Genomic DNA, 14,617 nt, shown 5'->3' on the forward strand with positions numbered 1-14,617 from the left:
AATCTTATACAATCCCATAACATCTTGAGATGTTCTATTAACCGGTGCCTCAGACTACTTACACTCTGTCACATGTAAAGTTTACTGTTTTAATTCATGTTAATTAATTTCAGTATCTGTGTGAGAATGAGGTTATTAAATCATGATTTTCACTTATAAATTTAAAGAAAAACATAAAGATCTTAAAAAAAAAGTAAATATTGCTGAAAATGTAAGAAAACAAAAAAGAGGACAAGAAACTTGGTATGATTTAAGAACATTAAAAAAACTTAAACTAACCATGAAAGATAAGCTTTCAAAATTAATATAAATGTTAATCTGTTAAATTAAGTTCAATATAGGAAATTTTGCTACCTGGTGTCTTAGAACTTTAATTAAACTCTTATTTAGTTAATTTTAAAAAGTTTTTCACCTAAAGGACTTATTGGATCTTGTGGCATGGGTTTAATTTTAGTTTTTTCCTCAACAATTCTTAATAGTTTTTTAGCAAGTCCTTTACGTCTAAACATTGGATTAACAAAGATATACTCAACTTCAGCTTCCTCATTATATCTAACAAAACCGAGTGTCGTATTAATGTTTTTAAATGTAACAACACCATCAGTTAAATCGATATCATAGTTTGTATTATCCAATTTATTCATTAATTATTGCCATCTTGTCCAAGTCGCTTTTCTAATTTTCTTACAAAATAAGACACAATCAATATTAAAATTAAATATTCTAGGATTAGAAAAGTATAGATCTCTAAAGGCCTATAGGTAGATACAACAAGCTCATTAGCTTTACGTGTAAGGTCTGCAATTCCAATAATGGATACTAATGATGACATTTTTAAAACATAAACAAATTGATTACCTAATGCTGGTAAAACATTTTTTATTGCCTGTGGAAGTATTACCAACCTTAATCTTTTATAAAAACTTAACCCTAAAGAACTTCCAGCTTCCCATTGAGATTTTTTAATTGAATTAATTCCAGCTCTAAAAATTTCAGCTTGAAAAGCGCTTTCACTAATTGCAAGTGCAATAATTCCAGATACAAATGGGCTAAAGCTTAGTCCTGTCATTATAGGTAGACCATAATAAACCCATAGGATTAGAACCAACAAGGGTATTGCTCTTACAATCTCAACGTAGCCAATATTTATATAAGTAAGATATTTATTTTTTGCTAAAGAGGGTATTGCAACAATAAAACCTAATATCATTGATATTACAATTGAAATTACAGAGATATAGATTGTTACACCCATTCCACTTAACAAAAATTTTAAGTTAGTTAAGCCATTTACTTTATTAGGTGAGAGTATGTACCAACCCCATTCATGATCGGTACATGACGAAAGTGATAAAAATAAAAGTAGAAAAAGTAGTTTTTTCACTTTTAAAATTATAAAGATTTAAATTAAAATATCTAACCTATTATAAACTTTTTAAATCGTACTTTTTAAGCAAGCTATCAAAGAAGCCTGAAGCTTTTTTCACTTCAATCCACTGATTAACATAATTAATCCAAACTTGATCTTTTTGATCTACCATCATAGCTAATACAGCTGGATTTTTACCACCATCTTGTACGATTGCTAATTGAGGATATTTAATTACAAGTTTATTTGCTTCAGTAGAACTAGTGATATGACCATCAGCCCTGCCTGATAAAACTTCTTGAAAGTCTCTAGCTGGAGATTCAATTGATTTTAATGTTGATTTTGGAAAAAATTCTTTTGCTTTGGCTTCTTGAGATGTTCCAAGTGTTGTAGCAATAGTAACTTTTTCACTATTTAAAGATTCCCAAGTTGGAAATTTTTTAAGGTTCTTTTTCAATACCAAAGGAACTGTTCCATATTTATAATAAGAATTTGTAAATCCTGCAACTAATGCTCTTTTAGCAGTTTTAGTTACGCTAGTTGAAACATCATATCTTCCAGACGTTATTCCTGAAACGATTGTTTTCCATTCAGTAGGTACGAAAGTAACTTCTACACCCATATCTTTTGCTAATTCTTGCATAACATCAATATCAAAACCAACGTACTTGTTTGTAGCTGGGTCTTTCATGCTCATTGGATCCCAGTCACCTGTAGTTCCAACTTTTAACTCACCAGATGATAAAATCTGATTAAGTTTAGATTCTGCGTTAAGAGAGAAGGGTAAAAGTGCTAATAGCACCACTAAAAGTATTTTTTTCATATATCCCATATAACATCGAATTTAGTAGAGTATAAGTCTATAACCTTGACGCACTATCAGTTAACCATGAGTATAAATGTTGAGAAAATGACCGTCTAACTAATAAATTTACCTCATTTATTTCCGTAAGATGTATAATCACATCAATATGAGACAATATAGTTTGAACAACAGAGCCTTTTTTATTCTTAAATTCATTAAAGTTAAATGGTGATCCAGTTGCAAATAGATCAAATACTTTACTTCCTTTTATATTTATCATTACAAATTGGTCACTAACATCTGTTATGGCACCCAAGTTATTCTTTGAAATATTTTTAATTAAATTATCCTCAACTTCATAAGTATTGGTATCTTCACTTACAACTTCGTTTGAAACTAACATCCATTCATCTGGACTTAGCCAAAATGCAGTTAAGGTCTCACCGGATGTCGAAGTGTTAGCTTTAGTTGGCAAAAGCATACTTAAATTTTTACCAATAGCTGAAATAAACTCTTTTGTTTTGCCTCTTATGATTAGTTTCATAATAGGTTTAATTTCTTTCATCTTTAAATTGGGGTAAGATTTATCTTCTTTTATAGATGTATTATAATTAAGCATTTAACCTTTCATTCTCTTTGTCAAAAAATACAGGATCAACAATAGTTACATTAATATTTTTATTTTCCATCAGAATAAATAATTTTTGACCCATCATATTTTTTCCACCCCTAACAACCGCAAGAGCGATAGACTTATTTAGATTTGGGCTATAGTAACTTGATGTTACATGACCCAGCATTTCAACTGCTTTTAAATTAGTATCTGCAACTATCTGTGCACCTTCTTCTAAAACTTCACCTGGATTATCTGTTAATAATCCAACTAATTGTTTTCGGTCTTCACGCATCGTATCTGATCTATAAAGAGATCGTTTACCGATAAAATCATATTTCTTTTTACTTACAATCCAGTCCATCTGTAAATCTATTGGTGTCATTGTGCCATCTGTGTCTTGACCAACAATAATAAATCCTTTTTCAGCTCTTAATAAGTGCATAGTCTCTGTTCCATATGGAGTAATATTAAACTCTTCACCAGCTTCCATACATTTTTCCCAAAGAGATTTCCCAAAGTTTGCTTGAACATTAATTTCATAACTATGTTCGCCTGTGAAACTAATTCTCATTACTCTACATTTTACATCACCAATTTTTGCATTTTTAAATGACATGTGAGGAAAGTTTTCATCAGATAGATCTAAATCAGGAATTATTTTATTTAATATTTTTTTACTATTTGGACCACAAACACTAGCTGTAGCATAATGGTCAGTAACTGATGTTAAGTAGACATCTAATTCAGGCCATTCTGTTTGAAGGTAATCTTCAAGTTTGCCTAATACATTAGCTGCACCACCAGTTGTTGTTGTCATAATATAATGATTTTCATCAAGACGAGTTGTTACGCCGTCATCATAAACCATACCATCTTCATTAAGCATTAAGCCATATCTACATTTACCAATAGCAAGTTTTGACCAGGCGTTTGTATAAACTCTATTTAAAAATTCTGAAGCATCAGTTCCTTGAATATCAATTTTACCCAGTGTTGAAGCATCTAGTATACCAGCTCCATCTCTTGCAGCTTTACTTTCTCTTTGAACAGCCTCATGCATAGTTTCTTTATTTTTTTGGTAATACCAAGCTCTTTTCCACTGACCTACATTTTCAAATTCAGCTTCATGTTCGATATGCCAGTCGTTCATAGGAGTTCTTCTGAATGTATCAAAATATTCCCCCACGTTTCTTCCAACAATAGTTCCAAATGTTAAAGGTGTGTAAGGAGGTCTAAATGTTGTTGTACCTAGTTCTCCCATCTTAACTCCAGCAGTTTCAGCAATAATTCCTAATGCATGCATATTACCAAGTTTACCTTGATCGGTACCCATACCTGTTGTTGTGTAACGCTTAACGTGTTCAATAGATCTAAACCCTTCTCTAAGGGCAAGCTTGATATCTTTAGCTGTTGCATCATTTTGATAATCAACAAAAGGTTTTGTTTTTCCTAAAACTTTATCAGAAGGTAATAACCAAATATTTCTAATTTCTTTATCTTTTGGACATTGGATATTCAAATCATCGTAATCAGTTTCTTTTATATTTAAAAACTCTTTTAAAGTTTTTGATGAACTTTTAATTATGTCATCAAGTTCAAAATCACCATTACAAGAACCAATACTAATTTGATCTGATGGATACTTATTAGGTATAAAAACTTGATCTTCATTCCTGAATTTTAATTTACCACCTGATTGAGTGAACAAATGAACAGCAGGGGTCCATCCACCAGCAATAGCTAAGCAATCACAATCTAAAATAATTTTTTTTGAACTTGTAAAAGATTGTCCATCTTTAGATAGTTCCATAATAGTAATTTTATTTATTCTTTTATAACCCTCTGTATCAACAACTGTATGAGATCTATAAATTTTAATCCCTAAGTTTTCAGCTTCCTTAGTAAACTCTGAATTAGAATATTCTCTAATATCAATAATTGCCTCAACTTTAATTCCTTTTTTATTTAATGAAATTGCACTTTCGTAAGCTGTATCATTGTTCGTAAAGAAAACATTTTTTTGACCCGTAGCTACACCATAGTAATCTGCATATTTTTTCACAGCAGATGAAAGCATAATGCCAGGTCTATCATTGTTATTAAACACAAGTGGTCTTTCTAAAGAACCGGTAGCAACAATAACTTTTTTAGCTCTAATCTTTAATAATCTTTGTCTTACTTTGTTTTGTTTTTCACCTTTAGATAGATGATCTGTAAGGTTTTCCCTAGCTAATAGATAATTATAACCATGATATGCGGCAACACTTGTTCTTGTTTTAATTTCTAAATTATCTAATTTTTCTAATTCAATTATTTCATTTTCTAACCAAGTAGATGAACTTTGATCATTTATCTTAACATGTTCTGAATCTTGATAAATTGTAGATCCACCAATTTCATTTTTTTCATCAAGTAATAAAGTTTTTAAATTATTTTTAGCAGCAGTTTTCGCAGCCATAATCCCAGTAATACCAGCACCAATAACAAGTACATCGCAGTGAACATACTTATGTTCATAAATATCTGGATCTGGCTTTGTTGGTGACTTTCCAAGTCCAGCAGAGTGCCTTATGACATACTCATATTTTTCCCAGAAATTAGCTGGCCACATAAAAGTTTTGTAGTAAAATCCAGCAGGTAAAAGAGGGGATATAAAATTATTTATTCCACCGATATCAAAGTTTACACTAGGCCAACAGTTTTGACTTGTTGCTTCCAAGCCGTCATAGATTTCAATTTCGGTAGCCCTAACGTTTGGTTCAGTTAAATCTGTATTGTCATTTATTTGCACAATTGCACTGGGCTCTTCAGAGCCAGCTGTCATTATTCCTCTTGGTCTGTGGTATTTAAAGCTTCTACCAACTAAATGAACATCATTTGATAATAGAGCTGAGGCTAAAGTATCACCTTTAAAACCATAATAGTCTTTACCATTAAATTTAAATGAAACTCTTGAGGTTTCATCGATAAACTTGCTAGTTTTTAATCTTAAATTTTTTGACATAGATTAGATTGTTGGTGGTTTTTCACCCATTTTATAAGCTAATTTTATTTCATCATTAGAAGTATCACGAACTACATTGAACCATTTTCTACATCCATGTGCATGGTTCCATCTTTCAAATTGAACTCCTTTAATATTTTTTCTCATAAACAAGTATTCAGCCCATTCATCATCGCTTAATTCTGTAGGTTGTTTTGGTCTTTCAATGTGAGCTTCTCCACCAGCTTTAAATTCGCTTTGTTCTCGCTCACCGCAAAAAGGACAGGTAATCAAAAACATTAATGAGCTACCGCCGCTGCACCATGTTCATCAACAAGGTCACCACTAATAAATCTATTTAAGTTGAAAGCAGCATTTAATTTGTGAGGCTCATCGTTTGCAATTGTATGAGCAAATAAATCACCTGATCCAGGCGTTGCTTTAAATCCACCTGTTCCCCAACCACAGTTGAAGTATAAACCTTTGATAGTTGTTTTACTGATAATAGGACTTGCATCTGGACAAATGTCTACAATTCCACCCCATTGTCTAAGCATTCTCATTCTACTAAAAATTGGGTAGAGTTCTAAAATTGCATTTAAGGTTCCCTCTACAATATCGTGACTTCCTTTTTGTGAATAAGAAATATAATCATCTGTACCAGCGCCTATTACAAGTTCACCTTTATCAGATTGACTAACATAAGCATGAACAGCGTTAGACATTACTACGGTATCAATAATTGGTTTAACAGGTTCAGAGACTAGAGCCTGAAGCGGTTTACTTTCTAAAGGCAATCGTAAACCAGCCATGTTAGCTAGAACACTTGAATGGCCAGCAGCAACTACACCAATTTTTTTTGTTTTTATAAATCCCCTAGTAGTTTCTATTCCCTCAACCTCATCACCATTTCTTTTAATTCCTTTGACCTCACAATTTTGAATTATATCAACACCCATTTCATCTGCTCCTCGAGCATATCCCCATGCAACAGCATCATGTCTTGCAGTTCCAGCTCTTCTTTGTAGAGTTCCACCTAATACTGGGTAACGGATATCAGGTGATGTATTGATAATAGGGCAAAATTTTTTAACTTCCTCTGTGCTTAAATAAACGGCATCGATACCATTTAATCTATTGGCATGTGTTCTTCTTTTTAAATCCCTAATATCTTGTAAATTGTGAGCAAGGTTCATCACACCTCTTTGACTAAACATTACATTATAATTTATCTCTTGAGATAAACCTTCCCATAGTTTTAATGCATGATCATAAAGACCAGCACTTGCATCCCATAAATAATTAGATCTTATAATGGTAGTATTTCTTCCGGTGTTACCACCTCCAATCCAGCCTTTTTCAACAACTGCAATATTTTTCATATTATATTTTTTAGCTAAATAGTAAGCAGTAGCTAAACCATGACCACCACCACCAATAATAATTGCATCGTATTCTTTTTTTATAACCGGATCTTTCCAGGCTTTTTGCCAATTCTCATGATAAGAAAAAGCATTTTTGATTAAAGAAAATATGGAATACTTATTTTTCATAATATAAATCAAGAATTACTTTATAAATATTGAAAATTCAATACAATCGGTTATATCGTATATGCGAGTGGAAGCGTGGGTGAGTTGGCTTAAACCAGTAGTTTGCTAAATTGCCGTAGGGGTAACTCTACCGTGGGTTCGAATCCCACCGCTTCCGCCATTAAAATAAGGGATGATCTTTAAAAAAGTCTTTCATTTGAATGGGTTTTTTCTCCAGAATGTATCTGTAAACATTATAGTTTTCCATAACACGCTGAACATAGTTCCTCGTTTCTTTAAATTTAATTAACTCAACCCAATCTACAAAATCAACTTGATTTTTTTGAGGATCTTTATTTATTTTTTTCCAATATTTAACTCTTTTTGGACCTGCATTATATGCGGCTGTGGCAAAAGGGTAGGCACCATCATACTGTAAAATTAATCCCGCTATATAATGAGATCCAAGATTGATATTATATTCAGGATCAGATGTTAATCTTGATTTTGAATAAGGAAGCTTCGCTTGTTTAGAAACTAGTTTTGCAGTGTAAGGCATCAATTGCATTAAACCTTGTGCACCCGCATGACTGTTAGCCGTCATATCAAATTCACTTTCTTGTCTAATTAATGAAAGTATAAATGCTGTCTCAGGTATTTTTCTACCATTTACATATTTAGGTGTGCTTATTATTGGGTAGTTAAAGTCATTGTGAAATCTTTTTTCATATGAGGCTAATTTTGAAATTTGTATTGCAAAATCATATCTTGATATATTGGATGCTAGTTCTGCAGCTAAAATTTCGCTACCACTGTCAATATTATCATTAGCAATATGTTTTAAAATATTTTTTGTATACTTATCTTTATTTAATTCATCTAAAAGATAAACAATTTTTACTAAGTCATTTTTATAAAAGTATTTTCTATATTCATCTGTAATTTTTTGTTGTTCTTCAAGTTCAAATTTTTCATTAGGTTTAATTTTTAAATGAGCTAATTGACCATAATATGTTGTTAAATACTTAGTTGCTTCTTCATACCATTGCTGAGATTGTTTTTTATCACCAATTTTTTCATATGCTCTTGCAAGCCAGTAGGCACCTCTAGATAAACTTATAGGATAACTTACATTTTGATAGAAGTTATTGAAATGATCTATTGCTAAAATAGGATCATCCAAAAAACTTAAAGAAATCCATCCACTCATCCATTCAGCTTCAGCAAATTGTGGGCTTTTATCAAGACTGTGTTTGCTTGCTACTTTGTATGCAGACTCATATTTATTCTTGTAAATAAGAGCTCTTGCCATAATTGCTCTCTCAGTCCACCATTTATCTGGTCTAACTAAATAATCTTTATTATTTTTAACTTTAAAAATAATCTCTAAAGAATCATCTACTCTTCCTCTTTTTCTTCTCCATTTAAGTCGATCATAATTTAGTCCAGCATCATTTTTAAGCTTTGTTGGAACATTCTTAATAGCGTTATCTACACCATAAGATTTACTCATTAAAATTTGTCTAGCTGTATAAAGTAACTCATAGTCTTTAGGTAAATATCTTAACATTCTTTTTAAGTCCCAGGATTTACCTTCCCAAGCTAAATAGTCTGCTCTTTTAATATAGTCATCTGCATTTAAATATTTTTTATATTTTTTTCTAAAAAATTTCATATTAGATCTATTTAGATCTGCAGTTATCCATCCATCTTTAATTAGAGATTTTCCTTTTTCAATATTACCAGTTTGTATAAAACTTTCTCCCAGTATTAATTTTCCATAACCACTTAAAGGTTCATTAGTATCAAACCAATCTATTATTTTTTTTGGTGAGATTTTATCAGTAGATAATTTCTGTTCAGCCAAGTAGCGAATTCTATTAATTCTAGGGTAATTTTTATTAGTTTTTATAAAGGCCATATAGTCATAAAAGCTAGCTTGATTACCTGTGGTTAATAAGTGCCTCCAAGTAATAAAATTATGTATAGATCTATCTTTTGCTTTTTTCGATAAGGATAAAGCTGTCGACCACTTGCTTTTTTCCATAGCTTGAATAGATTTTTTTGCAATAGTATAGTCTTTTTGACTATAATATTTTGACTGCACCTTAACTATAGATTTTGATTTTTTAAAAACTAGCGGTTTACTTTTTGGAATTAAAAAATCAATTTTTTTAACTTCTTTTTTAACAATTGTGGTTTCAATTTTTTTTACTTTTTTGGAAGGTTTAGATTTAGGCTTAAGAATACTTTGCGATGTCTTTTGACTCTGAGATTCATCACTTATAGTAGGTTTTTTTAAAGGTATTATTGATATTTCAGCAGCATACAAATTTCCCATTATTATTGAGCTTAATAATAATGATTTTATAAAAAAAAATATATTTCTAGGCATAAATTTACTAAATGAATCTCTAAACTATGTTATAAGTATTTATGTTCAAAGGATCAAACGTTGCTTTAATAACCCCATTCAAAAATGATAAGCTTGATGAAGAAGCTTATATTAAGCTCATTCATTTTCAAATTAACAATGGAACTAATGGCCTAGTTCCTGCTGGAACTACAGGAGAATCCCCTACATTAAGTCATGATGAGCACCAAAAAGTTATTGAATTATGCATTAAGGAAAGTAATGGAAAAAATATAGTAATAGCTGGTACTGGCTCTAATTCTACAAAAGAAGCCATTTCTCTAACTACTCACGCAGAAAAAGTGGGTGCAAATGCAGCTTTAATTGTTACTCCTTATTATAATAAACCAACTCAAGAAGGTTTATACCAACACTATAAAGCGATTAATGACAAGATTGGTATACCTATTCTAATTTATAATATTCCAGGCCGATCTGTAATAGATATGTCTGTTGATACAATGGCTAGGTTGTTTGAGTTAAAAAATATTGTAGGTGTCAAAGATGCCACAGGTGATCTCGATAGAGTTGATCAACAAAAAAATAAAATGGGTAATGATTTTATTCAACTTACAGGTAATGACGATAATGCTTTGGAATTTAATAAAAGAGGTGGCGTAGGCGCTATCAGTGTAACAGCAAATATCGCTCCAAAACTTTGTTCTAATTTTCAAAAAGCTTCAATAATAGAATCTGATCATGATAAATCAGAAGCAGCCAGGTTAGACAAGATACTCCAGCCAATTCATAATTCCATGTTTATTGAGAGCAACCCAAGTCCAGTTAAATATGCTGCAAAACTTTTAGGTTTATGTGATGATGATGTTAGATTACCCTTGGTGAAAGTTACTGAACGAACTAAGGAGGCTGTTAAAAAAGCCTTAGTGTCAGCAAACCTACTCTAATGAACAAGAAAACCAATCCTGGTTTAAAAATTATTTGCTTAAATAGAAAAGCAAGTTTTAATTATTTTTTTGAAGAATTAATAGAGGCAGGAATTGTACTCCAGGGATCAGAGATCAAGTCAATAAGAGAGGGTAATGTTAATATAGCAGATTCATATGCTGTAGAAAAAGATGGTGAAATAGTTTTGATTAATTCTCATATAGCAGCCTTCAAACAGGCCAGTTATTCAAATCACAATCCGATGGATGAACGTAAACTTCTATTAAATAGAAAAGAAATTAATAAATTAATTGGGAAAATGCAGAGAGACGGTTTAACACTCGTTCCAACGAAGATGTATTTTAAAAAAGGCAAGGCTAAAATTGAAATAGCTGTGGCCAAAGGTAAAAAGCAATTTGATAAAAGAGCTACTAAAAAAAATAGAGATTGGAATCGTGAAAAAGCAAGACATATCAGAAAATCTAGTTAATCTTGCCTATTTAGCTATAGGGTCAAATTTAGGAAGTAAAATTAGAAATATTGAAATAACTAAAGTTGAATTAGAAAAATATAAAATAAAAATTTTAAGATCTTCATCTTATTATATATCTGAATCCTGGCCAGACCCCTCTATGCCTAATTATATTAATATTATTATAAAAATAAAAACAAGTTTAACACCACTTGAATTATTAAAAATTTGCAATTTAATAGAATTAAAATTGGGAAGAGTTAGGGGTAAAAAAAATGCACCAAGAACATGTGATATTGATATTATCGATTATGATAAAAAGATATTAAATGAAAACAATAGCCAATTAATTTTGCCACATCCTCGAATGAGCAAAAGAAATTTTGTGTTACTACCCTTGTTTGAAGTAGATAAATCATGGAAACATCCAAAATCTAAGATTAATATAGTTAATTTGATCAACTCTTTGCCGGTTAAGGACTTAAGGTCTATTAAACAAATATAAATTAATGTTATAATCGAATATGCTTAATTCTGAAGATTTAATAAACAAAGTTAAATCATATAATAAATTTTTAAATCCTGAAAAATTAAATAAAGCTTATAATTTTGCTGTTAAAGCACACGAAAATCAGAAACGTGATTCTGGTGACCCATATTCAATTCACCCTATAGCTGTAGCAAATATATTAACAGAACTAAAGCTAGATAGTGCAACGATAGCAACAGGACTACTGCATGATACCATTGAAGATACACACGCTACTTATGAAACTATAAAGAATGAGTTTGGACAAGAAGTTGCTGATTTAGTTGATGGTGTAACAAAAATTTCAGTCTTTGAAAATCAAGCTACATCAACATCAAAAGCGGAAAATTTTAGAAAATTAATTTTAGCGACCTCAAAAGATATTAGAGTTCTACTTGTTAAAATTGCTGATCGACTACACAATATGAGAACAATCGAAGCAATTTCAAAAATTGAAAAAAAAGAACGTATCGCAAAAGAAACTATGGAAATTTATGCCCCATTAGCAGACAGAATGGGTATGCATAGAATTAGAGATGAGTTAGAGGACTTATCTTTTAAAGTTCTAAATAATAATGCAAGAGAACTTATAAAGAAAAGATTGGATGAAATTAAAGATGATAAAGTAAATAGTTTTAATTCAATCTCATTGCAATTTAGTGGATTGTTAAATGAACACAAAATAAATGCTGAAATTATTGGTAGAGAAAAAACACCATTTTCTATTTGGAGAAAAGTTCAAAAAAAAAGAATATCACTAGAGCAAATTTCAGATATCATTGGATTTAGAATAATACTTGATAGCGTTGAAGACTGCTACATAGCTCTTGGTATATTTCATAAGGAATGGAACTGTATACCAGGAAAATTTAAAGATTACATTTCGTCTCCTAAAATTAACAAATATCAATCATTGCATACTTCAATTATAGGACCCAATAGAAGACCAATTGAAATACAACTTAGAACATTGCAAATGCATGAATATGCAGAAAGAGGTATTGCCTCTCACTGGAAGTATAAATCTTCTGAAAAATTCAACTCCTTAACATGGAAAGAATATGACTGGCTTGCTGATTTAGTTGAGATTATCGATAAAAATGAAAACCCAGAACACTCTTATGAGTACACCAAACTACAAATGTTTCAAGAAAATGTCTTTTGTTTCACCCCAAAAGGGTCTGTAATTAAATTACCAAAAGATGCCACACCAATTGATTTTGCATATGCCGTTCATACCAAAATTGGTAATAGCACTGTAGCCTGTAAAATTAATGGTAATGATAGTGAGTTACAAAGTATTCTTTATAATGGAGATGTCGTGGATATTATTACCTCTAAAAATAAATCACCTTCATTGCACTGGATACCTGTTACAAAAACTGGAAAAGCAAGATCAGCAATTAGAAAATATTGGTATAAAAAAGGAGAAGAGAAGGCCCAAAGAATTAAAAAATACAATACTACTCTATGGATTTCTCTACCTGATAAACCGGGAAAACTAGGTCAGATTACAACTTTACTTGGTGAGCATAGCCTAAATATCTCCAGTGTTGAAATGAAAGAAAAGTCTAAAGAATATATTAATTTTAAATTTAATTTAATTATAAGGGACTTGAAGAACTTTACAAATTTTATTAGTGAGTTAAAACAAAAGGAGATAAAATTTAAAATCATTAGACACGAGGATAACTGGTTAAAGGAACGTAATGCTTTCACACGAAAAATCTTTAAATATTTTAAAAAAAACTAACGCACTTATAGAGGGTCATTTTGTACTTTCTTCAGGATTGCATTCCCCAAAATATATTCAATGTGCAAAATTGTTAAGTTTTCCACATTTAGCAAAAGATGTTTGCTCTTCACTAGCTAAAAAAATTAAAAAAAATTTTAAGTCTATAGATTTAATTTTAGCCCCTGCAATGGGTGGGTTAATTATTGGATATGAAATTGGTAAACTCCTAAAGAAAGAAACTATATTTTGTGAAAGGGTTGATGGTAAATTTATATTAAGAAGAGGCTTTCATATTAAAAAAGATTCAAAAGTTCTTATCATTGAAGACGTTATAACAACAGGTAAATCAGGTTTAGAGTGTGTAAAATTGATTACTAAGGCAGGCGCTAAACTTATTGGATTTGCATCAATCATAGATAGATCAACCAAAAAATCTTTAAAGATAAAAAAAAATATTATTTCACATATGAAAATTGATGTTCCCACATTTAAAAAAAATAACCTTCCAGTGGCACTCAAAAAAATACCCATTACAGTACCTGGGAGTAGATTTATAAAATGAAAAGACTAGGTGTTAATATTGACCACGTAGCAACAGTTAGAAATGCAAGAGGTTCATCTCACCCCGATCCTTTTACTATTGCTAAGCATGCCATGGAATGTGGGGCTCACTCTATTACAATACATTTAAGAGAAGATAGAAGACACATAAGAGATTCAGATGTTCTTAAAATTTGTAAAAATAAAAAAATTATAACTAATTTAGAAATTTCATTGAATGAAGATATATTAAAGATAGCTCTAAAAAATAAACCCAATTTTATCTGTCTAGTTCCAGAAAATAGAAAAGAAGTAACTACTGAAGGTGGTTTAAACTTATCAAAAAACTTAAATAAAATTAGAAAAATTATTGATAAATTCAACAAAAATAAAATTAGAACAAGTTTATTTGTTGACCCTAATTTAAATGATATCAAGATTGCTAAAGAATTGAATGTTGACTGTGTAGAGCTACATACTGGAAAAATTTCAAATTTAGTTAAGAGTAAAAAAAATTATATTTACGAATACAATAAAATTAAGAAGTGCTGCGAACTTGCAAAAAAAATTGGAATCGAAGTTCATGCTGGTCATGGACTTGATTACAAAACTACTGCTATTTTATCTAAACTTAAAGAAATTGAGGAATTTAACATAGGTCATTTCATTATAGGTGAATCTATAGTCCACGGTTTAAAAAACACGATTAGAAGATTTAAAAAGATATCTAATACATAA

The 14,617-nt window shown here is 30.6% G+C and carries 15 protein-coding genes and 1 tRNA gene; 8 read left to right on the forward strand and 8 right to left on the reverse strand.

Features of this window, described 5'->3' with window-relative positions:
* The first annotated feature begins 142 nt into the window (after window positions 1-142).
* The gene (locus ABXT65_RS02910; RefSeq protein WP_415324054.1) at window positions 143-310 is read left to right on the forward strand and encodes a hypothetical protein; all 168 of its coding nucleotides are present in this window, start codon (window positions 143-145) and stop codon (window positions 308-310) included.
* A 76-nt stretch (window positions 311-386) separates the two neighbouring features.
* Here the strand turns inward: ABXT65_RS02910 and ABXT65_RS02915 are convergent, their stop codons facing one another.
* Genes ABXT65_RS02915 through ABXT65_RS02945 form a run of 7 tightly spaced genes read right to left on the reverse strand, consistent with a single transcriptional unit; the run spans window position 387 to window position 7,326 of the window.
* On the reverse strand, window positions 387-644 hold the full coding sequence (locus tag ABXT65_RS02915; RefSeq protein WP_415324055.1) for a GNAT family N-acetyltransferase: 258 nt from the start codon (window positions 642-644) through the stop codon (window positions 387-389).
* Window positions 644-1,384: an amino acid ABC transporter permease gene (locus ABXT65_RS02920; protein ID WP_415324056.1), complete on the reverse strand. Its 741-nt coding sequence runs from the start codon at window positions 1,382-1,384 to the stop codon at window positions 644-646. The genes ABXT65_RS02915 and ABXT65_RS02920 overlap by 1 nt, the downstream gene beginning before the upstream one ends.
* 40 nt (window positions 1,385-1,424) lie before the next feature.
* Window positions 1,425-2,192, reverse strand: coding sequence for a transporter substrate-binding domain-containing protein (locus ABXT65_RS02925; RefSeq protein ID WP_415324057.1), 768 nt, complete (start codon window positions 2,190-2,192; stop codon window positions 1,425-1,427).
* A 37-nt stretch (window positions 2,193-2,229) separates the two neighbouring features.
* A complete protein-coding gene (locus tag ABXT65_RS02930; RefSeq protein WP_415324058.1) occupies window positions 2,230-2,793 on the reverse strand; it encodes a sarcosine oxidase subunit gamma in 564 nt (187 codons plus the stop codon).
* The gene (locus ABXT65_RS02935) at window positions 2,786-5,794 is read right to left on the reverse strand and encodes a sarcosine oxidase subunit alpha family protein (protein ID WP_415324059.1); all 3,009 of its coding nucleotides are present in this window, start codon (window positions 5,792-5,794) and stop codon (window positions 2,786-2,788) included. The genes ABXT65_RS02930 and ABXT65_RS02935 overlap by 8 nt, the downstream gene beginning before the upstream one ends.
* Window positions 5,795-5,797: 3 nt before the next feature.
* Complete coding sequence (locus tag ABXT65_RS02940) at window positions 5,798-6,073, reverse strand: sarcosine oxidase subunit delta (RefSeq protein WP_415324060.1); 276 nt, start codon at window positions 6,071-6,073, stop codon at window positions 5,798-5,800.
* Window positions 6,073-7,326: a sarcosine oxidase subunit beta family protein gene (locus tag ABXT65_RS02945; protein ID WP_415324061.1), complete on the reverse strand. Its 1,254-nt coding sequence runs from the start codon at window positions 7,324-7,326 to the stop codon at window positions 6,073-6,075. The genes ABXT65_RS02940 and ABXT65_RS02945 overlap by 1 nt, the downstream gene beginning before the upstream one ends.
* 69 nt (window positions 7,327-7,395) lie before the next feature.
* Here ABXT65_RS02945 and ABXT65_RS02950 point away from each other — a divergent pair.
* A tRNA-Ser gene (locus ABXT65_RS02950) sits at window positions 7,396-7,486 on the forward strand.
* Here ABXT65_RS02950 and ABXT65_RS02955 read toward each other — a convergent pair.
* A complete protein-coding gene (locus tag ABXT65_RS02955) occupies window positions 7,487-9,700 on the reverse strand; it encodes a lytic transglycosylase domain-containing protein (protein ID WP_415324062.1) in 2,214 nt (737 codons plus the stop codon).
* 41 nt (window positions 9,701-9,741) lie between these two features.
* Here ABXT65_RS02955 and dapA point away from each other — a divergent pair, with 41 nt between their 5' ends.
* The 6 genes from dapA to ABXT65_RS02985 are packed head-to-tail and all read left to right on the forward strand — an operon-like array spanning window position 9,742 to window position 14,617.
* Window positions 9,742-10,623, forward strand: a complete 882-nt coding sequence (gene dapA, locus ABXT65_RS02960; protein ID WP_415324063.1) for a 4-hydroxy-tetrahydrodipicolinate synthase — start codon at window positions 9,742-9,744, stop codon at window positions 10,621-10,623.
* Window positions 10,623-11,093 carry an SsrA-binding protein SmpB gene (gene smpB / locus ABXT65_RS02965; RefSeq protein WP_415324064.1) on the forward strand — a complete coding sequence of 157 codons (471 nt, stop codon included), beginning with the start codon at window positions 10,623-10,625 and terminating at the stop codon, window positions 11,091-11,093. The genes dapA and smpB overlap by 1 nt, the downstream gene beginning before the upstream one ends.
* The gene (gene folK, locus ABXT65_RS02970) at window positions 11,059-11,580 is read left to right on the forward strand and encodes a 2-amino-4-hydroxy-6-hydroxymethyldihydropteridine diphosphokinase (protein WP_415324065.1); all 522 of its coding nucleotides are present in this window, start codon (window positions 11,059-11,061) and stop codon (window positions 11,578-11,580) included. The genes smpB and folK overlap by 35 nt, the downstream gene beginning before the upstream one ends.
* Before the next feature lie 19 nt (window positions 11,581-11,599).
* On the forward strand, window positions 11,600-13,357 hold the full coding sequence (locus ABXT65_RS02975) for a bifunctional (p)ppGpp synthetase/guanosine-3',5'-bis(diphosphate) 3'-pyrophosphohydrolase (RefSeq protein WP_415324066.1): 1,758 nt from the start codon (window positions 11,600-11,602) through the stop codon (window positions 13,355-13,357).
* Window positions 13,314-13,901, forward strand: coding sequence for an orotate phosphoribosyltransferase (pyrE, locus tag ABXT65_RS02980; RefSeq protein WP_415324067.1), 588 nt, complete (start codon window positions 13,314-13,316; stop codon window positions 13,899-13,901). The genes ABXT65_RS02975 and pyrE overlap by 44 nt, the downstream gene beginning before the upstream one ends.
* Entirely contained in the window at window positions 13,898-14,617 is a 720-nt protein-coding gene (locus ABXT65_RS02985; RefSeq protein WP_415324068.1) for a pyridoxine 5'-phosphate synthase, read from the forward strand. The genes pyrE and ABXT65_RS02985 overlap by 4 nt, the downstream gene beginning before the upstream one ends.

The sequence above is a fragment of the Candidatus Pelagibacter sp. Uisw_127 genome, from assembly GCF_047722515.1.
In the GTDB taxonomy this organism is placed as follows: Bacteria; Pseudomonadota; Alphaproteobacteria; order Pelagibacterales; family Pelagibacteraceae; genus Pelagibacter.

What these genes read in the sequence shown, in the direction of transcription:
- smpB (WP_415324064.1), top strand. Translation starts at nt 10,623, where the DNA reads ATGAACAAGAAAACCAATCCTGGTTTAAAAATTATTTGCTTAAATAGA.
- dapA (WP_415324063.1), top strand. Translation starts at nt 9,742, where the DNA reads ATGTTCAAAGGATCAAACGTTGCTTTAATAACCCCATTCAAAAATGAT.
- ABXT65_RS02915 (WP_415324055.1), bottom strand. Translation starts at nt 644, where the DNA reads ATGAATAAATTGGATAATACAAACTATGATATCGATTTAACTGATGGT.
- ABXT65_RS02935 (WP_415324059.1), bottom strand. Translation starts at nt 5,794, where the DNA reads ATGTCAAAAAATTTAAGATTAAAAACTAGCAAGTTTATCGATGAAACC.
- ABXT65_RS02955 (WP_415324062.1), bottom strand. Translation starts at nt 9,700, where the DNA reads ATGCCTAGAAATATATTTTTTTTTATAAAATCATTATTATTAAGCTCA.
- pyrE (WP_415324067.1), top strand. Translation starts at nt 13,314, where the DNA reads ATGCTTTCACACGAAAAATCTTTAAATATTTTAAAAAAAACTAACGCA.
- ABXT65_RS02930 (WP_415324058.1), bottom strand. Translation starts at nt 2,793, where the DNA reads ATGCTTAATTATAATACATCTATAAAAGAAGATAAATCTTACCCCAAT.
- ABXT65_RS02940 (WP_415324060.1), bottom strand. Translation starts at nt 6,073, where the DNA reads ATGTTTTTGATTACCTGTCCTTTTTGCGGTGAGCGAGAACAAAGCGAA.
- ABXT65_RS02975 (WP_415324066.1), top strand. Translation starts at nt 11,600, where the DNA reads ATGCTTAATTCTGAAGATTTAATAAACAAAGTTAAATCATATAATAAA.
- ABXT65_RS02910 (WP_415324054.1), top strand. Translation starts at nt 143, where the DNA reads ATGATTTTCACTTATAAATTTAAAGAAAAACATAAAGATCTTAAAAAA.
- ABXT65_RS02925 (WP_415324057.1), bottom strand. Translation starts at nt 2,192, where the DNA reads ATGAAAAAAATACTTTTAGTGGTGCTATTAGCACTTTTACCCTTCTCT.
- ABXT65_RS02985 (WP_415324068.1), top strand. Translation starts at nt 13,898, where the DNA reads ATGAAAAGACTAGGTGTTAATATTGACCACGTAGCAACAGTTAGAAAT.
- ABXT65_RS02945 (WP_415324061.1), bottom strand. Translation starts at nt 7,326, where the DNA reads ATGAAAAATAAGTATTCCATATTTTCTTTAATCAAAAATGCTTTTTCT.